The organism is Pseudomonas sp. HN2-3, from assembly GCF_020691745.1.
Lineage (GTDB): Bacteria > Pseudomonadota > Gammaproteobacteria > Pseudomonadales > Pseudomonadaceae > Aquipseudomonas > Aquipseudomonas capeferrum.
This window is the reverse complement of the sequence record NZ_CP085704.1, coordinates 2801329-2822006: the sequence shown is the minus strand read 5'-3', so window position 1 is coordinate 2822006 and position 20678 is coordinate 2801329. Positions and strand designations below refer to the sequence as shown.

Genomic DNA, 20678 nt, shown 5'->3' with positions numbered 1-20678 from the left:
GCAGCCCCGGTGGTAGAGCGCTTGTGCATTTACCGCAGGGTGCGCAAAGGCTAGAGTGAGGGCCTTGGCTAGACGAAGGACCCCACCCCAGCACCATGGTCAGACACTCCGAACCCGATCAGACCCTGCTCAAGATGCCTTCGCTGCGCGCGGTCAAAGTGTTCGTCGCGGCCGCCAAATACCAGAACTTCACCCGTGCCGCGGAAGCGCTGTGCGTGACCCAGGCGGCGGTAAGCCGGCAGATCCGCGAGCTGGAGACCTACCTGGGTGCCGAACTGTTCACCCGGGTCGGCCGCGCGGTGGAGCTGACCGTGGCCGGGTCGATCTTCTTCGATGCGGTGCAGTTATCGTTCGTCAACATCTCCCAGGCGGCCGAGCGAATCCGCAGCAATACCAACACCAAGCACGTGGTCACCCTGTGCTGCTCACCGGCGTTTGCCGCCTTGTGGCTGGGGCCACGGATGCCGAAGTTCTTCGACGAGAACCCGGATATCGACATCAACCTGGTGACCACCCAGAACTTTTTGTCGATGGAGCCGGGAGTGCGGCCGGACATCTACATCACCAAGCTGGGCAAGATCCAGGCGGGCTATAGCTGCCACCCGCTCAACCATGACCTGATCTACCCGGTGTGCAGCCCGCACTACCTGGCCCAGCACCCGCAGCTGGCCACCCTGGAAGGCATTCGCGACGGCTCGCTGCTCAACCTCAGCCCTTATGGCCGCTCGCAGGTGGCCGAACACGTGGACTGGAACGTTTGGTTGGCGTTCCATGATGTCGACCTGAAAAGCCGCTCCAGCACGGCGCCGCATTTCTTCAATGCCAATGACTACAACCTGCTGGTGCAGCTTGCCTTGGGCAGCCAGGGCGTGGCGTTGGGCTGGCACCATCTGGTGGCCCCGCTCGTTGCCCAAGGGTTGCTGGTGCGGCCGGTGGCGCAGCAATTGGAGCTCAAGGACACCTTCCACTTCCTGGCCTTCAACGAAGACAAGGAACATGAGCCCAGCTGCCGACGCCTGCGCGATTGGCTGCTGTCAGCGTTCCAGCCGCTGTTGTAGAGCGGCCTTGCGTCGCGCAAGGGCGCAGCTACCGCTCGGCGTTTTTCCCGACATCCAACCCCATGCATCTGGTACAACCGCGCCATGCCTACCTTCTTCCTTACCCACCTGCGCCGCCGTTGGCTCACCTGGCTGTGCGCCACCCTGCTGGTCATCGGCCTCCCCACCGGCTGCGCCGTTCTGCAACACAAAGAGCGCGAGCTGGTGTTCCGCATCGAGCCGGGCCAGGCCAGCTGGTTCCGCGGCCTGCCCAGCGGGGTGCAGGAACTTGACCTGCGCCCGCACAGCTTCACCGACAACCAGAGCCTGCACGCCTGGTGGTGGCCGGCTAAACGCGCCGATGCGCCTGCAATCCTTTACCTGCACGGCGTGCGCTGGAACCTTACCGGGCAATTGTTCCGCATCGAGCAGTTGCATGCCATGGGCTATTCGGTGCTGGCCGTGGATTACCGCGGCTTTGGCCAGAGCCGTGGCGGCCTGCCCTCCGAGGCGACGGTGTACGAAGATGCGCAGATCGCCTGGGCACGCTTCGCCCAGCTGCAACCTGATGCCAACAAGCGGTTGATCTTCGGCCACTCCCTGGGGGGCGCGGTCGCGGTCGAGCTGGCCACGGCGCTTGCACGGCAAGCACACAAGGACGGCAGCCCGCCCCCCGCCCGGGGTTTGATACTCGAATCCACCTTCACCTCCCTGGGCGACGTCGCTGCGGCTGTTGCCGATACCACCCTGCCCGTGCGTTGGCTGATGTCGCAAAAATTCGATTCGCTGGACAAGATCAAGGACGTAGGCCTGCCGTTGCTGCTGGTGCACGGGCTGGACGATCGCTTTGTACCCTCGCGGTTCAGCCGACAGCTGTTCAACGCAGCGCAAGAGCCGAAGACCTTGTTGCTGGTGCCGGGGGCTACCCACAACAACAGCATGAGCCTGGCAGGGCAACGGTATCGGCGGGCGATTCAGGCGTTGTTGTGAAGGCAGGGCATTCACTGCACCGGCAAAAAATTCATCAGCAACAGGCTTTGCGCATAGTTGAGCCCGATCCGCCGATAGCGCTCATCCAGCAGCTCTGCGAGCAAATCCAGGCGCGCGACGATCTTGCCGAACTCAACGGCGAAACTCAGGTTGCTGCCCTCCTCTGAAATCTCGTTGGAGAACAGCAACAGCACGCCATTGGCATCCTGGCGCTGGCTGAGCATCCAGGTGGCCTTCTCGATATTGCGCGCCGCGTTGTTGACGAACAGCGGGTCGATGGTGTCGGTCATGTAGAACTCGGAGCGCCCGCCATGGGCGGTGATCAACATGCTGCCGATGGCGTAGATGAACGCACCGACCCGATCGCCACGAAACTCCGGGCTCAGGGCGTAACTCAGGGCCGCAAGGTCGCGCCGATTGCCCAACTGCGCCAAGGGTTGGCGCTGCTCGATGGCGATGCGAATCTGCCGCTCAGCCGTGGCGGCATCGACGTAGCCGGACATCTTCCACTGGTTCGGGTTGCGCAGGTACAGCTTGTTCATCAGCAGGTACAGGCTTTGCAGGTTGTCGCGCATGGACAGCGTCGCCAGGCGGTCGACACTGGTCTGGAACAGCTCGCTGGGCTTGCCGTTGCCAAACTGGCTGACGATGTCACGGCCCTGCTCCTGGGTGCAGGCACACAGGCAGGTCAAGGCGCCTGCCAGCAGCAGGCCGGGGAGGGTTTTGAAAGGGCTTGCAACCATCGGCACCGGGTCGATATTCGGCGGCCGCACCGGGGATCAGCGCGGCCTGGCCAAGCATAGAGCGCACAAACCGGAAAAAGTGCGATGGTTGCGGTAACTGGGTATCAGGACTTGCCCCGCGAAGAGGCCGCCATCGACAACACAGCACTTACAGGGCGTGGCGCAGCATCTCCACCATCTGCGCGTGCAGTACCGGGTCACCACACGCCACCACACAGCCGCCATGCTGCGCCGAGCTGCCGTCCCAAGCCGTGATCAGCCCGCCCGCCCCTTCGATGATCGGCATCAATGCCTGCACGTCATACGGCTGCAGGCTGGCTTCGACGATTACATCGACAAAGCCCGAAGCCAGCATGCAGTACGCATAGCAGTCACCACCATAACGCATCAGCCTGGCCTTGCCGGCAACCGCCTCGAAGGCCGCCTTGCGTTCGGCGGTGTCGAACATGTCCGGCGTGGTGCACATCAGCGTGGCCGAGGCCAGGTCGGCGCAGGCGCGGGTCTTCAGCGGGGTGCCGCTGCTCCAGGCACCTTGCGGGGTGCCGACGAAGCGTTCGCCGGTGAAGGGCTGGTTCATCACGCCTACGACCGGGCGTACACCGTCGTTCAGGGCAATCAACGTGCCCCACAGCGGCAAGCCGGTGATGAAGGCGCGGGTGCCGTCGATCGGGTCGAGCACCCAGGTCAGCGGGCTGGTCCCCACCGCCACGCCCTGCTCTTCACCCAGAATGCCGTGCTCGGGGTAGCGGGCCTGGATCAGTTCGCGCATGGCGTCTTCGGCCGCCTTGTCGGCCACCGTCACCGGGTCGTACAAGCGCCCGCCCTTGTCCTCGACGTCCAGGCTGGCGCGAAAATACGGCTTGATCGCCAGCGCGGCGGCATCAGCCAGCTGCTCGGCAAAGGCGCGGTATTCGACGATCTGTTCAGCACTCAGGGACATGGGGCGGGCCTCTTGAAGATAGTGGGGCCAGCATCATACCCGACAAGCCGCGCCGCACCAGCCGCCCAGTACCATGGCCACTATTATGACATTATCGCCACTTCATTTAACCGTCACCCAATCGTTGTACTAGGATACCCATCACCTCCCGAATGCGGCCCAGGATGCGGGCCAGCAGGCAGACGGGGATTTGCACCACCGAACCTCATGGATGACACGATGAATTCGCACCTGCTCTACCCGCAAATTGGCAAAGTGATTGCCAGCACCGGCAGCCGCCAGTTCCCGCGCATGCTGCACGACCTGATCCAGGCCCACCTGACCATCGATGCCACGCACATACGCCTGTTGCCAATGGCACCGGCCGGCTATGACAGCCACGCCACCCTGATCGACGAGACGGTGTTTTCCTCGGACGAGCCGCCGGCCAGGGATTTCAGCGACCCTTCGCGCTTGCACATGATCCGCCGCAAAGGCGATTCGCGCTATGAGATCCATGTCCTGCGCGCCGACTCGACCTACGGGTTTTCGGCCTTCGAACGCAACCGCCTGGACGATATCTCGCCGCTGCTGTTGCCGATGCTGGAGAAACACATCAATGCCTTGCAACCCGCCCCAGAGCGCCCCCCCCAGGAGAGCCTGAAGCAGCGCTTTACCGACCGCCTGGGGCAATCGGGGCTGAAGTTGTCAGAACGTGAGTGCCAGGTGTGCCTTGGCCTGCTGGCCGGGCTTACCGCCCCGGAGCAGGCCGAGCGGTTGGCCTTGAAGGTGAATACCGTCGAGAGCTATTTGCGCCGGGCGGCGATCAAGCTGGGGATCAGCGGGCGGCATTCGTTGATGCGCTGGATGTATACCGCCGATTGATCATGTGTTGCCTGTCACGGCCTCTTCGCGGGGCAAGCCCGCTCCCACAGAGTAAGCACAGTCTCTGTAGGAGTGCAGTCTCTGTAGGAGTGCAGTCTCTGTGGGAGCGGGCTTGCCCCGCGAAGAGGCCGGACAAGGCAAAACTCAATCCCGCGCCAACGCCTCGATCGGATCAAGCCGCGCAGCATTACGTGCCGGCACAAACCCGAACAACACGCCAATCAAGGTCGAACAGGCAAACGCCATCACGATCGAGGCCGGCGAGAACACCATCTCCCACTGTTTGACGAACAACTCGAACAGATAGCCGATCCCGTACGACAAACCAATGCCAACCACCCCGCCAAACAGGCAGACCATCACCGCCTCTACCAGAAACTGCTGGCGGATATCCGACTGCCGCGCCCCCACCGCCATGCGAATACCGATTTCCCGGGTGCGTTCGGTCACCGACACCAGCATGATGTTCATCACCCCGATACCACCGACCACCAGCGAGATCACGGCAATCAGCGACAGCAGCAAGGTCAGCGAGCGGCTGGTCTTCTGCACCGTCTGCATGATGCTGTCGAGGTTGTTGGTAAAGAAGTCCTTGGTGCCGTGCCGTTGCAGCATCAGTTTGGTCACCTCCTCCTCCACCCGCTTGCTCGGCACGCCGTCCTTGATGCGCACGCTGATGCTGTCCAGATGGCGCTGGCCGAGTACGCGGCCAGCGGCGGTCTCGTAGGGCACCCAGATGTTCAGCTGGTTGCTGGCGACGAACAGGTTCTTGTTCTCGGCCGTGACGCCGATCACCGTGCACGGCAGGTTGCCTACCAGGATCACCTGTCCGAGCGGGTCGACATGGGGGCCGAACAGCCGCTTGCGGGTGTTGTGGTCGATCACCACCACCTGGGCCTGGCGCCGGGCGTCGTCGGCACTGAACACGATGCCTGCAGCCAGGGGTATGTTGCGCACCTGGAAGTAGTGTTCGCTGACGCCATTGAGCTGCACGTCGACGTCCAGGTTGCGGTAGCGCACCAAGGTGCTCTGGCCGATCACCGGGGTGGCACTGTCAACGTAGTACAGCGCGTTGAGCGCGGTCACGTCGGCCGGCACCAGGGTCTCGATGGTCTTGGCCCGGCTATCACCGAAGTTGCTGCCCGAATAAATATCGATGGTGTTGCTGCCGATCGCCTGGATGTCCTTGAGCACATAGCCCTTGGCGCCCTCGCCGATGGCCGAGATGGACACCACCGAAGTGATACCGATGACGATCCCGAGCATGGTCAGCAAGGTGCGCATGCGGTGCGAGATCAAGGCGATCCAGGCCATCTTGAAGGCCTCGCGGAACATCCCCAGGCTGGCCACCAGGCGCCGGGCAGGTTCGGCGGCCCGTGGCGGCTCCGCGGCCGGGGTGGGCACGGCTGCCGTGCCAGTGCGCCGGTCGCTGACAATCTGCCCGTCGCTGACCTCGATGATCCGTTCGGCATGGGCGGCGACCTTGGGGTCGTGGGTTACCAGGATTACCGTGTGCCCGGCCGCGTGCAGCTCCAGCAGGATGTTCATCACCTCTTTGCCACTGGCAGTGTCCAGCGCACCGGTCGGCTCATCGGCGAGGATCACCTGGCCGCCGTTCATCAGCGCCCGGCAGATACTTACCCGCTGCTGCTGCCCCCCGGAAAGCTGGCTGGGGCGGTGCCCCAGGTGCCCTACAAGGCCCAGACGCGTGAGCAACTCACGTGCCCGCGCGTGGCGCTGCGCTTGTGGGGTGCCGGCATACACCGCAGGGATCTCGACGTTGTGCAGGGCATCCAGGTGCGGCAGCAGGTGGTAGCGCTGGAAGATGAAACCGAAGTGGTCGCGGCGCAGCGCTGCCAGGGCGTCATCGCCCAGCGTGCGGGTCTCCTGCCCGCCAACCTGGTAGCTGCCGCTGCTGGCGTTGTCCAGGCAGCCGAGGATGTTCATCAAGGTCGACTTGCCCGAGCCTGATGCGCCGATGATCGCCACCAGCTCGCCACTGTGAATCTGCAGGTCGATGCCCTTGAGTGCCAGGAACTCGCGGTCGCCCGCCAGGAAGCTGCGGCTGACGCCCTGCAGGCGCAATAACGGTTCGCCGTTGCCGTTGGCCACGGCCAGGGGCGCGCTCAGCTCGACATTCATGTTCATGCTCACGCCCCTGCTTCGCCGGACACCGGCTCACCAATCACCACCCGATCACCTTCGGCCAGGCCGTCCTTCACCTGTACCTTGACGTTGTTGTTGATCCCCGCTTGCACGTTGCGCACCTGGGCAAAGCCCTTGGCATCGAGCACCCGCACCGGGAAGCTGCCGTCGCCATTGCGTGCGCCCAGCGCTGCCACCGGCACGGTCAGCACCCCTTGGGCGGTGTCGAGGACGATATGCACCTGGGCCGTCATCGAGATGCGCAGGCGATGCTCGGGGTTCGGCACTTCGAACAACGCGTTGTAGAACACCGCACCATTGGGTTTGGCGGCGCTGCCATCGCTGTTGTCGGCGCTTTGCGCGTAGTTCTGCGGGGCAGGCTCGGTGCCGCGCAGCTTGGCGTAGTAGCGTTTGTCTTCGCCCAGGATAGTGAAGTACACCTGCTGGCCGGGGCTGATGTGGATCACGTCAGCTTCCGACACCTGCGCCTTCACGGTCATGGTGTCGAGGTCGGCCAGCTTGAGCAGCACCGGGGCCAGCTGGTTGGCGATCACGGTCTGCCCTTCCTGGGTGACGATGCCCACCACATGGCCGTTGATCGGCGCATTGATGCGGGTGTAACCCAGGTTGACCTTGGCGGTGTCGATTTCGACCCGGGCACTTTGGATCTGCGCATCGAGCGAGCGCACGGCGGCCTGCTGCACTTCGTACTCCGACTCGGCATTCTCGAAGTCCTGGCGCGACACCGACTCGTCGGCCTGCAGTTCGCGATAACGCTCATACACCCGCCGGGCCTGCTTGAGCTGGGCCAGGGTCGAACGCCGTTCGGCCTGCAGCTTGTCCTCGTCGACTTCGGCCTGGCGCAAGGTGTTGCGCAGCACCAGCGGGTCGATCTCGGCCAGCCACTGGCCCTCGCTGACCTTGTCGCCCAGCTTGACCTTCAGCGACCTCAGCTGGCCCGAAACCTGGGCACCGACGTCCACCTGCTTGATGCCCTCCAACGTGCCGGTGGCCAGCACGGCGTTCTCGATATCGCCACGCTCGACCGTGGCGGTGATGTACTGCGGCGGCTTGGCCGGGGCCTGGATGGCATACAGCGTGATGCCGGCCACCAGGGCCACGGCGATGCCGAGGCCGAATTTGCGGAATCTGGACTTTTCCATGAACACTCACTTTCTCTCGGGATTCGCATAACCCGACCCCAGCGGGGTCGGGGAGGCCGATCATTACGGGGTAACCTTGCCGTGCTGCAGCGCCTGCCCGTCGTGCCACCAGGCTGCCAGGCTGAACACGTCCGGCACCTTGAGGATGCTGAAGTGGTCACCCGGCCCCTGCCACAGCGCCAGCTTCGGCATCAGTTGCTGCCAGCCGGCCTGCATGGCGGCATGCTCGCGCGCATTGCCCAAGGCATCCAGGCCCGGGTCGTCCACCAATACCAGCCCGACCGCGCCGCTGTAGGCCAGCGTTGGCCGGTAGGCCGTGCGCAATGCCGTGGCGAAGGTGCGCACGGTGCCGTGCAGCGCAGCGGGCTGCGACCGTGCCGGCATCAAGCCGACCCGGACCATGGCCGCGTGCAGTTGGCTCAACTGTTGATCGTCGCTGGCGTCGGCAAATGCACCTGGGTCGATGCCCAGCGCTTTGCCAGTGGAAAGCTGCAGCGCGTCGATCAGCCGCTGCAACGCTTCGCCGAAGGTGTAGGGCTGGCCACAGGTGCCACCCTCGCCCGGGGCCTCGCTGTCGATCAGCGTCAATGAGCGCACCTGCCGCCCCTTGGCTTGCAACCTGGCGGCGATGGCATGTGCCACCCACCCCCCGAACGAATGCCCGACCAGGTTCAACGGCCCCTGCGGGTACAGCGCCTCGATCGCCAGCACATGGCAATCGGCGGCGGCTTCCACCGTGCTGTGCGGCACCGAGCAGCCATCCAGCCCGCGGGCCTGCAAGCCATACAGCGGCCAGTCCGGCCCCAGCGCTTCGGCCAGGCCAATGAAGCTGGTGACGCTGTCGCCGGCCCCCGGCACGCAGAACACCGGCGCGTGCCCAGCCTGACCGGTCTGGATCGCTACCAACGGCTGATAAGCCGCCACCTCGGCGTTAGGCACCGCGCCCAACGCCTGCCCGAGCACCTGCCCCAGCGCCGCCACATGGGGCGCCTGCATCACGCTGCGGTGGTCGCCCGGCACGCCCAGGGCGACCAGCGCCTGAGTCGGCAGCGTCTCGCCCCAGCCCAGGGCCGACAGGCTGTCGCTGCCCTGCTCGGCGCGCAGCAGGTGCACCGGTACACTCAGCGGCGCAGGGCGGTAATGCGCCAATGCTCGGCCGTGCGCCAGTTCGCGGGTGAAGTAGTGCTGCAGTTGCGCATCCGTCATGCTCGCCCACAGCCCATACAGCAGCTGATGTTCGCGGCAACTGGCCACCAGGGCGGTAAAATCCGTCTCCCCGGCTTCCAGGTGCTGCAACCGCGCCAGCTTGTCGGCGCCTGCCGGGCCCTGCGTGCGCCAGAACAGGCTGCAGTTGGCCAGCAACTGCCGCTCCAGTGCACGCGGCCCCTCCCAGCGCGCCTTGCCCTGGTCGGCCAGGCGCGGCACATAAGTGTCGATCAAGCCCAGGAACTCGACTGGCTCGTCCGCACCCAGCAACTGGTTGGCGATCTCGAAGGCCAGTACCCCACCGAACGACCAGCCGGCCAGGCGGTAAGGCCCCTGCGCCTGTACGCTGCGCATCTGCTCGATGTGGTAGCGGGCCAGGCACTCCAGGGTGCGCGGTTGTGGGCGGTCACCCGGTACGCCGGGCAGTCCGTAGATAGCGAAGTCACCGGGCAGGTGCTGGGCCAGCACCGGGAAGTAGAAGTCCAGGCCGGTGAATTCGTGAACCAGGAACAGCGGCGTCTGCGTACCGCTGGCCCGCACCGTGATCACACCACGCGGCGCGGCATCCCGGTTGCCCAGCCGCGCCGCCAGCAAGGCGACGCTGGGCTGCTGGAACACATCGTTGATGGCCACTTGCAAACCCGCCTTGGTGATCTTGTCGACCAGCCGGATCGCGGCCAGGGAATGGCCGCCGAGTTCGAAGAAGTTGTCGTGGCGCCCTACCCGCTCCACGCCCAGCAGTTCGGCCCAGATCGCGGCCAACAGGGTTTCGGTGTCGCCTTCGGGGGCTTGGTATTCGCGGTGTTGCAGGGCTTCGGCGTCTGGCAGCGGCAAGGCCTTGCGGTCGAGCTTGCCGTTGGGGCTTAGCGGCAGCGCCTCCAGGTGCATGAACAGCGCGGGCACCATGAACGTCGGCAGGTGCCCGAGCAACGACGAGCGCAGCGCCTCCACCGGATGGAATTGGCCCGTGTAGTACGCGAGCAGCTGCTGTTCGCGGGCGATCACCACGGCTTCCTTGATCCCCTCTATCCGCGTCAGGCAGGCCTGGATTTCACCCAGCTCGATGCGCAGGCCATGGATTTTCACTTGGTCGTCGTTGCGGCCCAGGTACTCGATATTGCCATCGCTCAGGTGCCGCGCCAGGTCGCCGGTGCGGTACAGGCGTGCACCGGGGCGGGTGCTGAACGGGTCGTCGATGAAGCGTTCGGCGGTCAGTTCGGCGCGGTTCAGATAACCACGGGCGACTTGCACGCCGCCGATGAACAGCTCGCCAGCGACGCCTTGCGGTACCGGCTGGCCCAGCGTATCGAGCACGTACAGCGTGGTGTTGGCGATGGGCTTGCCGATTGGGGTGTTGTCTGGCGCTGTCACACAATGCCAGGCGCTGACGTCCACTGCCGCTTCGGTCGGCCCGTACAGGTTATGCAGCTCGACCGTTGGCAACTGCGCGTGGAAGCGCCGTACCAGGCTGCCCGGCAGGGCTTCACCGCTGCACAGCACGCGCTTGAGGGCATCTGCCGAAGCGTCGCCATGAGCAAGAAACACATCCAGCATTGATGGCACGAAGTGCAAGGTGGTGACGCCTTCGCTGCGGATCACTTGGCGCAGGTACTCAGGGTCACGATGGCCACCGGGGCGAGCCATGACCAGGCGTGCGCCGGTTTGCAGCGGCCAGAGGAACTCCCACACCGACACGTCGAAGCTGAATGGGGTCTTTTGCAAGACCACATCGTCTGCGCCGAGGTTGTAGGCGTCCTGCATCCACAGCAGGCGGTTGACCACACTGGCGTGCTCGTTCATCACACCCTTCGGCAAGCCGGTGGAGCCAGAGGTGTAGATCACGTAGGCCAGATGACGCGGGGTCAGTGCGGCGAGTACCGGGTTGCTGGAAGGCTGCGCGTTCCAGGTTGGCTGGTCCAGATCAATTAGCCGGGCCGCTTCCGGTACGTGTCGCGTAGCGCTGTGCACCAGCACCGCCACCGGCGCGCTGTCGCTCAGCATGTGGCGCACGCGTTCGGTCGGGTAATCCGGGTCCACCGGCACATAGGCGCCGCCCGCCTTGAGGATGGCCAACAGGCCAACCACCATCGACAGCCCACGTTCGACGCAGATCGCCACCCGATCATCAGGCTTCACGCCCAACGCGATCAAGTGATGCGCCAGGCGGTTGGCCTGTTCGTTCAGCTCGCGGTAGCTCAACAAACCTTCCTCGGCCCGCACTGCAACCGCATCCGGTGTGCGCACGACCTGAGCTTCGATCAGCCCATGCAGGGTCTGCTCAAGGTCGTAAGCTACCGCAGTATCGTTGAAGCCCTGCAGCAACCGCTTGCGCTCATCGGCATCGGGCAACCCGGTATGGGCAGGGATGGCCCGATCACTTTCAGCGAAGGTCCACAGTAACTGTTCGAAATACCCCGCATAACGCTCGATGGTGGCCCGCTCGAACAGGGCTGTCGCGTAGACGATACCGCCAGCAAAGCCATCGCCAGACTCGCCCAGGCTCAGGCTCAGGTCGAACTTGGCAATGCATGCCGGCCCACCCACTGCGCTCACCGTCAGGTCGGCCAACTGCAGCGCCTGCCGCTCCGGGCTGGCCTCCCAGTCCAGGGTGGCCTGGTAGAGCGGCGTATGCGCCAGGCTGCGGCGTGGGCGCAGCAGCTCGACCACCTGCTCGAACGGCAGGTCCTGGTGCGCCTGCCCGGCCAGCACCACAGCCTTGACCCTGGCCAGCAACGTGGCGACATCCGGTGCATCCGAAGTCTGCACGCGCAACGCCATGGCGTTCACGAACATGCCGACCAGGCCATCCACTTCCGCTTGCCTGCGGTTGGCCACGGGCGAGCCGATCACCACTTCGTCCTGGCCAGCCAGCCGGCTCAACAGCACCGCCCAGGCCGCCATGAACAGCATGTAAGGCGTCACGCCATGGCGCCGGCACAACGCTTTCAGGTCGCGGCTCAAGCGCGGCTCCAGGCACACCGCGACGCTGCCACCGGCATACTGCTGGCGCTCGGGCCGTGGGTGGTCCCAGGGCAGGCTGATCAGCGCCGGTGCCCCGGCCAACTGGCCGACCCAGTAATCGGCCTGCTGGCGCAGCGCATCGCCGCTCAGCCAGCGCCGCTGCCACAGGGCATAGTCGATGTACTGCACAGGCAAGGCTGGCAACGGGTCGTCGCCACCGCTGCCGAAAGCCTGGTACAGCGCCCCCAACTCGCGTACCAACACGGCCAGCGACCAGCCGTCGGCCACCAGATGATGCAAGGTCAGCAACAGCACATGGTGGTCCGGGGCGAGCTGCAGCATGCGCGCCCGCACCGGCAAGTCCCTGGCCAGGGCGAAGGGTCGGCCGGCCTCCTCGCGAATCAGCGCCGCCAGCGCTAGCTCATCCAGCCCATTGCAGATTTCCCAACCAAGCTGGAAGCCATCGCTGCCGCTGGCCAGTACCACCTGCGGCTCGCCGTCCCGCTTCACAAAATGGCTGCGCAAACTCTCATGGCGCTCGACCAGGCGCCGCAAGGCCCGCTCCAGCGCTGCGCAGTCCAGGCGGCCCTGCAAGCGCAGGGCCAGCGGAATGTGATAGGCCGCACTGGCCTCCTCCATCTGCGCCAAAAACCACAGCCGCTGCTGGGCGAACGACAGCGGCAAGGCACCCTGGCGTGGGCCCGGCTGGATAGCCGGCAACGCATTGCCGTCATGGGCAAGGCGCGCCGCAACCGCCGCCAGGCTGTCATCGGCGAACAGATCACCCAGGGCCAGCTCAAGGCCCAGGCGTTGGCGAACCTGGGCCACCATGCGCATCGCCAGCAACGAATGGCCCCCCAGTTCGAAGAAGCGGTCCTGGCGCCCGACGCTCTGCAGTTGCAGCAGTTCGCCCCACAGCGTGGCCAGTGCCTGCTCGCGCTCGCCTTCGGGCGCTTCGTAAGCCGTCAGCGCAAGGTCCTGGGGCCCCGGTGCCGGCAAGGCCTGGCGATCGACCTTGCCGTTGTTGTTCAGCGGCATCCGTGGCAGCGCGACAAAGGCGCTCGGCACCATGTATTCCGGCAAGCGGCCACGCAGGAACGCGCGCAGCTCTGTGGCCTGCAGCGCTGCCTCGAGCCGGGTGAACCAGGCCACCAGCCGCAGCGGCCCCTGTTCGCCAGGCACGGCCATCACCACCACCTCGCCAACCCCCGGTGCCAAGGCCAACTGCTGCTCGATTTCACCCAGCTCGATCCGGTAGCCGCGGATCTTGACCTGGTCGTCATTGCGCCCCAGGCACTCCAATTGGCCGTCAGGCTGCCAGCGCACCAGGTCGCCGGTGCGGTACAGCCTGGCACCGGGTTGCTGGCTGAACGGGTCATCGATGAAACGCTGCGCCGTGAGCTCCGGGCGATTCAGGTAGCCCAGGGCCACACCGTCACCGCCGATGTACAGCTCACCGACCACCCCCTGCGGCACGGGTTGCTGCCAGGCGTCCAGCACATACACCTGGGTGTTGCCGATAGGCCGGCCAATCGGCACCTGAGGCGCGTTCGGCGCCAGTTCATGCACTTCGAAAGTGACCGCGAAGGTGGTGGTTTCGGTCGGCCCGTAGCCATTGACCAGGCGCAACCCAGGCGCCTTCTGCAGCAGCGTACGGAAGGCTGCGGGCTCTGCACGCTCACCGCCGCTGATCAACACGCGCAGCAGCGCCAAGGCCTCGGGGATCAGTTGCACGTACTGGTTGAACAGCGCCGTGGTCAGGAACAGTACGGTGATGCCTTGGTCCACCAGCGCCGCCGCGAAACGCTGCGGGTCGACCAGCGTGTGGTGATCGATCACCCGCACCTGCCCGCCGTTGAGCAGTGCGCCCCAGACCTCCAGGGTGCTGGCATCGAACGCCGGGTTGGAGGCGAAGGCGATACGGTCGCCCGCCGTCAATTCGGCAAAGCTGTCGTTCAGCACCAGCCGCGCGATGCCCCGGTGCGTGACGCAAACGCCCTTGGGTGTGCCGGTGGTACCGGAGGTGTACATCACGTAGGCCGTGCTCCCGCCATCCTGGGCCAGCCCAGGGTTGTGGCCGGGCTGGTCGTCGAGTGACAGTTGGTCGAGGTTCACACGCCGCACCGCAAGATCGACTGGCGTAGCGGCAAGCGTCAGCACTGCGGCGGCCTGGCAGTCCTCGACCATGAACGCCTGGCGATCGGCGGGGGCATGGATGTCCAACGGTACATAGACCGCACCACACTTGAGCACTGCCAGTTGCGCCACCAGCAGTTGCAACGAGCGCGGCAACAACACCGCAACGCAGGCGCCCGGCGCCACACCGGTGCCCATCAGGTAATGCGCCAGGCGGTTGGCGCGCTCGTTGAGCGTGGCGTAGTCCACGGCCTGGTCGCCATGCGCCGCCGCGAGTGCCAGCGGGTGGCGGGCCACGCGCTGCTCGAACAGGCGCTGCACCGCACATTCGCGAGGGTAGTCGCGCTGGGTGGCATTGAAGCCATTCAGCAAGGCCTGGCGTTCTGCGTCGCCAACCAGCTGCACCTGCGACAGTGGCTGTTGATCGTTATCGATCATGGCCCACATCAACGTTTCGAAGTAGCCCACATAGCGCCGCACGGTGGCTTCGTCGAACAGCGAAGTGGCGTAGTCGAGGCTGCCACGCAAGTTGTCGCCATGCTCGCCAAGGTTCAGCGTCAGGTCGAACTTGGCCACCTGGCCAGCCTGGGCCACGGCTTCCAGTTGCAGGCCCGGCAACTGCAAGGCGGCACCCTCGGTGGCCTGCCAGTTCAGGGTGGCCTGGAACAACGGCGTATGGCCCAGGCTGCGCAGCGGGTGGACGATTTCCACCACCTGTTCGAACGGCAAGTCCTGGTGCGCCTGGGCGTCCAGTACACGCGCGCGCACCTGCTCTAGCAGGGCGTGCGCTGTCGGTGCCGTTGCAGTGTCGATGCGCAGGGCCAGGGTATTGACGAACAAACCCACCAAGGGCTCCAGCTCGGCACGGCCGCGGCCCGCCACAGGGCAACCGATCACCACCTCAGCCTGGCCGGACAAGCGCGACAGCACGCCAGCCCAGGCGCTGAGCACGGCCATGTACAGCGTCACCCCATGACGCTGGGCCAGGGTGCGCAGGCCCGCCGCCAGGCGCGGCTCCAGCTGCAGCGGCAGGCTTGCCCCGGCAAAGTCCTGGCGCTCGGGGCGTGGGCGGTCGCTAGGTAGCTTGAGCAGGCTGGGCGCACCGTCCAGGGCCTGGCGCCAGTAATCGGCCTGGCGCTGCAACTGGGCGCCGGCCAGCCAGCGGCGCTGCCACACCGCGTAATCGCCATACTGAATGCCCAATGCCGGCAGTGGTTCATCCCGGCCCTGGCAGATGGCGGTGTACAGCGCGCTCAACTCGTGCGTGAGCACACCCAGCGACCAGCCGTCGGCGACGATGTGGTGCACGGCCAGGGCCAGCACATGATGCTCGGCGCCCAGGCGCAGCAGACACGCCCGCAGCAACGGCCCGTGGGCCAGGTCGAACGGTGCACTGGCCGCTTCATGCAAGCGGGCTGGCAGGGCATCGGCGCCAATGTCTTCGCGCTGGAACCACTCGCCACCCGCTGTGGCGGCAAACACCACCTCGGCACTGGCATCACGCGGCACGAAGCGGCTGCGCAAGGTTTCGTGGCGCTCGATGATCCGCAGCAATGCAGTCTCGAGGGCATCCGCGTCCAGTGGCCCGCGCAGGACCAGGGCCATCGGCACGTTGTAAGCCTGGTTGCCGCCGTCCATCTGCGCCAGAAACCACAACCGCTGCTGGGCAAACGACATTGGCAGCGGCGCATCGCGCGGCACCGGGCATATCGCCGGCAGCTCGCTGCGCACGGCCTTGGCCAGCACGTCGGCCACCGCAGCCAGCTCCGGGTTGGCGAACAGTTCGCTCAGGCTCAGCTCGACGCCCAGGCGCACGCGCACTTGGGAGACCATGCGCATGGCCAGCAAGGAATGGCCGCCAAGGCTGAAGAAATGGTCGCGACGGCCGACGCGTTCGACCTGCAGCAGCTCGGCCCACACGTGCGCCAGGGCCTGCTCCAGCTCGCCCTCGGGGGCCTCGTAACCCTGCTCGAACAATGCCGAGCGGTCAGGCTGGGGCAATGCCCGGCGGTCGAGTTTGCCATTGGCAGTCAGCGGCAACGCCTGCAGCGCGACGAACGCCACCGGCACCATGTATTCGGGCAAGTGCGCCTGCAACTGGGCACGCAGGCCTTCGGGGGTGAGCGGCTTGACGTCGGCCTGGGCGGTGAAGTAAGCCACCAGCCGTGGCTGGCCGGGCTGGTCCTCGCGGGCCAGCACCACCGCCTCATCGATGCCGGCCAAGGCGCTCAGGCGGCTTTCGATTTCGCCCAGTTCGATGCGTACGCCGCGGATCTTGACCTGGTCGTCGTTGCGCCCCAGGTAGTCCAGGGTGCCGTCGGGCAACCAGCGCACCAGGTCGCCCGTGCGGTACATACGCCCGCCGGCCGTGGCGACGAAGGGGTCGTCAAGGAAGCGCTCGGCGGTCAATGCCGGGCGGTTCAGGTAGCCCCGGGCGACCCCGGCACCGCCAATGTAAAGCTCCCCTGGCACGCCCAGCGCGACAGGTTGCTGATGGGCGTCGAGGACATACAGGCGCGCGTTGTCGACCGGCCGGCCGATGTGCAGCGCCGCGCCGGGCTCCAACACGCCAGAGCTGGCCACCACGGTGGTTTCAGTGGGGCCGTAATTGTTGACCACGGCAAAGCGCAGGGTGCGGTTGAACTGGCGCAGGCGGTCGCCGCCGATCAACAGAGTGCGCAAAGTCGGGTGTTCGAGCTGGTGATTGAAGGCGTATTCGGCCACCGGCGTGGGCAGGAAACTGACGTCCAGCGGCTGTGCCTGCCACCAGGCGAGCATGGCGTCGAGGTCTTCGTTGCCCTGGGATGCTGGCGCCAGGTGCAACGTGGCCCCGGCACACAACGCCGGCCAGACTTCCCAGGCCATGGCATCGAAACCAAAGCCGGCCAGGCTCGACGTGTGCCGGCCAGGGCACAGGTCAAAGGCGCGGCAATGCCAGTCGACCAGGTTGTTGACAGTGCGGTGCTCGACCATCACCCCCTTGGGCTGACCGGTCGAGCCCGAGGTGTAGATCACATAGGCCAGGTTGCTTGCATCCAGGCCGGGCACAAGGGGGTTGCTGTCGCAGGCGGGCCAGCCCGGCTGGTCCAGCAGCAGCACCGGCACCTCGACGGGCCCCAGGCGCGCCTGCAATGCCTGTTGCGTCAGTACCACCACCGGGCCGCTGTCGCTGAGCAGGTAGTGCACGCGCTCATCCGGGTGGGCCGGGTCTACCGGCACGTAGCCCGCCCCTGCCTTGAGCACAGCCAACAAGCCAACCAGCGTCTCCAGGCTGCGCCGGGCGACCACGGCGACACGGTCATCGGGCCGCACCCCCAGGCTGATCAGGTGCTGCGCAAGGGCATTGGCCTGGCGGTTGAGCGCGGCGTAAGTCAGGCACGCGCCGGCGCAGGTGGCGGCAACGTGGTCAGGGTACTGCTCGGCCAGTTGTGCGATGCGCTGGTGCAGCGCCAGCTGCCGTTCGTAGCTGGCCGGGTAATCGTTGAACGTTTCCAGCAGTTCCTGGCGCTCGCTGTCAGGCAGCATGGCAAGCGCCGTGACCGCTGCCTGAGGGGCCTGCAACAGGCCTTCAAGGACCTGCTGCAAATAGCCGCAGACGCGCTGCGCCGGGACCTCGGCACTGGCCAGCAAGGTCAGGCGAAAGCCCTCACCCAGGTCATCGACGCTCAGGGTCAACGGGTAATTGGTGGCCTCGGCGGACTCGACGATGTCGATACCCGCCAGGGCTGCGCGGCGTGGTTGGGTAGTGTCCACCGCGCTGTGACGGTAGTTGAGCAAGGCATTGAACAGCGGCGCCGGCGCTGCCACACCGCTGCAACGCTGGGCCAGCGCCAGAGGCGCGTGTTCGTGGCGCATCAATGCACTCAGCCGCTGGTGGGTGGCGCGAATGGCCGTTGCCAGGTCCTCGCTGCCCAGGTCCACACGTACTGGCAGGGTGTTGATGAAAATCCCCAACGCCCGGTCAGTGGCTTCGGCCCCTTGCAGGCGCCCCATCAGTACCGTGCCGAACACCACCTGCTCACGGCCGGTCAGCCCCCCCAGCACACGCCCCCAGGCCAGGTGGAACACGCTGGCGACGCTCACCCCCAGGCTGCGCGCCAGGGTGCGCAGTTGCTGGCACAGGGCGAGCGGCAGGTCGAGCGAGTGCTCGTTGTGCACTTCGCCAACGCCTTGCACATCCTGGATGCCATACGCCAGAGTCGATTCATCAATGCCCTCCAGCATGTCGCGGAAGAACGCCTCGTGCTCGGCCTCGCTGATCCCCAGCACGGCCTGCGCCACGTAGTTGCGAAACGGCACCGGCGTGCCCAGGCGCTCGCCCTCGCCCGCCAGAAACGCGATCAGTTCGTGGCGCACCACCTCCAGGGCACTGTGGTCCATGGCGATGTGATGAAACTGCAGGGTGGCACTCAATGCGCCATCGGCCTCTGGGGCCTCACGCAGCAGGCGGATCAGCGGCGCCTGGGTCAAGTCGAGCATGCCGCGCTGGGGGTCGCTGGCGGGCAGTGTCGCCACTTGCAGGTCGGCACGGCGCCACACCACCTGTACCGGTGTTTCCAGCCCTTCCCAGTGCACCGAGGTGCGCAGGATATCGTGGCGGGCGATCACCCCGCGCAGGGCCTCGGCGAACGCCTGCAGGCGTGCTTCGCTGGCGAACACGAAACGCGCCTGCATCACGTAAGGGTCGCTGTCGGTGGCGCTGGCATGGTGGAACAACATGCCCTGCTGCAAGGGTGCCAGCGGGTAGATGTCCTGCACATTGGCCGCGCCGCCGGGGATGCAGGCAACGATGCCATCGAGGGTGTCCTGGTCGAGGTCGATCAGGTTGAGCATTTGCGGGGTGATGCGTGTGCAGCCAGGCGCGATCAGGTTTGCCGGCACCTGCACCGCGCCCTGTCTCACGGCCACGTACTCGCCGCGCTCGATCATCGCCACCAGCGCCGGCTTGTGCTCGCGCAGTTGCGCCACCAGTGTGGCGTCGGTCAAGGCCTGGCGGTTGCCCTGGACGGCCAGCTGGCCGTCCTTCAGCGCCAGCTGCACGTTTTTGGCCGTCAGTGTTGCCAGTAGTTGGTTGATGCTCACAGGACGATCTCCATTCTGTCTGTGATGGCTGCGTAGCCTGCCAATGTCGGTTGGTCGAACAGGGCGCGCACATCGGCTTCCAGGCCTTGGTCGCGCAGGCGGGAGGTCAGGGTCACTGCCAGCAGTGAGTGGCCGCCCAGTTCGAAGAAATTGTCGTGGCGACCTACCCGCTCCACGCCCAGCAGTTCGGCCCAGATCGTGGCCAGCAGGGTCTCGGTGTCGCCTTCGGGGGTTTGGTATTCGCGGTGTTGCAGGGCTTCGGCGTCCGGCAGCGGCAAGGCCTTGCGGTCGAGCTTGCCGTTGGGGCTTAGCGGCAGGGCCTCCAAGTGCATGAACAGCGCGGGCACCATGAACGCTGGCAGATGAGCCAGCAGTGCACTGCGCAGGGCTTCCACGGCCTGCTGCTCGCCGGTGTAGTACGCCACCAGACGCTGGTCGCGGGCGATTACAACCGCTTCCTTCACTCCCTCGATGGCGGTCAGGCCGGCCTGGATTTCACCCAGCTCGATGCGCAAGCCATGGATTTTCACCTGGTCGTCGTTGCGGCCCAGGTACTCGATATTGCCATCGCTCAGGTGCCGCGCCAGGTCGCCAGTGCGGTACAGGCGTGCGCCGGGGCGAGTGCTGAACGGGTCGTCGATGAAGCGTTCGGCGGTCAGTTCGGCGCGGTTCAGATAACCACGGGCGACTTGCACGCCGCCGATGAACAGCTCGCCAGCGACGCCTTGCGGTACCGGCTGGCCCAGCGTATCGAGCACGTACAGCGTGGTGTTGGCGATGGGCTTGCCGATTGGGGTGTTGTCCGGCGCCGTCATGCAATGCCAGGCGCTGACGTCCACCGCCGCTTCTGTCGGGCCATACAGGTTATGCAGCTCGACCGTTGGCAACTGCGCGTGGAAACGCCGTACCAGGCTGCCCGGCAAGGCTTCACCGCTGCACAGCACGCGCTTGAGGGCATCTGCCGAAGCGTCGCCATGAGCAAGGAACACATCCAGCATCGATGGCACGAAGTGCAAGGTGGTGACGCCTTCGCTGCGGATCACTTGGCGCAGGTACTCAGGGTCACGATGGCCACCGGGGCGAGCCATGACCAGGCATGCGCCGGTTTGCAGCGGCCAGAGGAACTCCCACACCGACACGTCGAAGCTGAATGGGGTCTTTTGCAAGACAACGTCTTCTGCGCCGAGGTTGTAGGCGTCCTGCATCCACAGCAAGCGGTTAACTACACCGGCGTGCTCGTTCATCACACCCTTCGGCAAGCCGGTGGAGCCAGAGGTGTAGATCACGTAGGCCAGATGACGTGGGGTCAACGTAGGAACTACCGGGTTGCTGGAAGGCTGCGCGTTCCAGGTTGGCCGGTCCAGATCAATAAGCTGGGCCGCCTCCGGTACGTGGCGCGTAGCGCTGTGCA

At 65.8% G+C, this 20678-nt stretch carries 9 protein-coding genes (1 of these 9 running past the window's edge); 3 read left to right on the top strand and 6 right to left on the bottom strand.

Annotation, left to right across the window (positions count from 1 at the left end; translation table 11 throughout):
- The first annotated feature begins 95 nt into the window (after window positions 1–95).
- Entirely contained in the window at window positions 96–1058 is a 963-nt protein-coding gene (locus tag LJX93_RS12685) for a LysR family transcriptional regulator (protein ID WP_047583596.1), read from the top strand.
- 84 nt (window positions 1059–1142) lie between these two features.
- Window positions 1143–2027, top strand: coding sequence for an alpha/beta hydrolase (locus LJX93_RS12680; RefSeq protein ID WP_047583597.1), 885 nt, complete (start codon window positions 1143–1145; stop codon window positions 2025–2027).
- An 11-nt stretch (window positions 2028–2038) separates the two neighbouring features.
- On the opposite strand, the gene LJX93_RS12675 is transcribed toward LJX93_RS12680, so the two are convergent.
- Window positions 2039–2770, bottom strand: coding sequence for a hypothetical protein (locus LJX93_RS12675; protein ID WP_033697706.1), 732 nt, complete (start codon window positions 2768–2770; stop codon window positions 2039–2041).
- Between the two features lie 148 nt (window positions 2771–2918).
- The gene (gene hisN / locus LJX93_RS12670; protein WP_033697704.1) at window positions 2919–3710 is read right to left on the bottom strand and encodes a histidinol-phosphatase; all 792 of its coding nucleotides are present in this window, start codon (window positions 3708–3710) and stop codon (window positions 2919–2921) included.
- 219 nt (window positions 3711–3929) lie between these two features.
- On the opposite strand from hisN, the gene LJX93_RS12665 reads away from it, so the two are divergent.
- Complete coding sequence (locus LJX93_RS12665) at window positions 3930–4574, top strand: helix-turn-helix transcriptional regulator (protein WP_227697257.1); 645 nt, start codon at window positions 3930–3932, stop codon at window positions 4572–4574.
- Between the two features lie 144 nt (window positions 4575–4718).
- On the opposite strand, the gene LJX93_RS12660 is transcribed toward LJX93_RS12665, so the two are convergent.
- The 4 genes from LJX93_RS12660 to LJX93_RS27350 all read right to left on the bottom strand — a co-directional run.
- Window positions 4719–6722, bottom strand: coding sequence for a MacB family efflux pump subunit (locus tag LJX93_RS12660; protein WP_052040686.1), 2004 nt, complete (start codon window positions 6720–6722; stop codon window positions 4719–4721).
- Window positions 6723–6724: 2 nt separating this feature from the next.
- Window positions 6725–7882 (bottom strand): macrolide transporter subunit MacA, encoded by a 1158-nt coding sequence (gene macA / locus LJX93_RS12655; RefSeq protein WP_047583598.1) that lies wholly within the window; start codon window positions 7880–7882, stop codon window positions 6725–6727.
- A gap of 63 nt (window positions 7883–7945) precedes the next feature.
- Window positions 7946–19267, bottom strand: coding sequence for a non-ribosomal peptide synthetase (locus LJX93_RS12650; protein ID WP_227697256.1), 11322 nt, complete (start codon window positions 19265–19267; stop codon window positions 7946–7948).
- On the bottom strand, window positions 19264–20678 hold the 3' end of the coding sequence (locus LJX93_RS27350; RefSeq protein ID WP_320442646.1) for a non-ribosomal peptide synthase/polyketide synthase. 20908 nt of this gene lie beyond the right edge of the window; only the last 1415 of its 22323 coding nucleotides appear in the window; its start codon lies beyond the right edge, outside the window; it ends in the stop codon at window positions 19264–19266. The genes LJX93_RS12650 and LJX93_RS27350 overlap by 4 nt, the downstream gene beginning before the upstream one ends.

What these genes read in the sequence shown, in the direction of transcription:
- LJX93_RS12685 (WP_047583596.1), top strand. Translation starts at nt 96, where the DNA reads ATGGTCAGACACTCCGAACCCGATCAGACCCTGCTCAAGATGCCTTCG.
- LJX93_RS12680 (WP_047583597.1), top strand. Translation starts at nt 1,143, where the DNA reads ATGCCTACCTTCTTCCTTACCCACCTGCGCCGCCGTTGGCTCACCTGG.
- LJX93_RS12675 (WP_033697706.1), bottom strand. Translation starts at nt 2,770, where the DNA reads ATGGTTGCAAGCCCTTTCAAAACCCTCCCCGGCCTGCTGCTGGCAGGC.
- hisN (WP_033697704.1), bottom strand. Translation starts at nt 3,710, where the DNA reads ATGTCCCTGAGTGCTGAACAGATCGTCGAATACCGCGCCTTTGCCGAG.
- LJX93_RS12665 (WP_227697257.1), top strand. Translation starts at nt 3,930, where the DNA reads ATGAATTCGCACCTGCTCTACCCGCAAATTGGCAAAGTGATTGCCAGC.
- LJX93_RS12660 (WP_052040686.1), bottom strand. Translation starts at nt 6,722, where the DNA reads ATGAACATGAATGTCGAGCTGAGCGCGCCCCTGGCCGTGGCCAACGGC.
- macA (WP_047583598.1), bottom strand. Translation starts at nt 7,882, where the DNA reads ATGGAAAAGTCCAGATTCCGCAAATTCGGCCTCGGCATCGCCGTGGCC.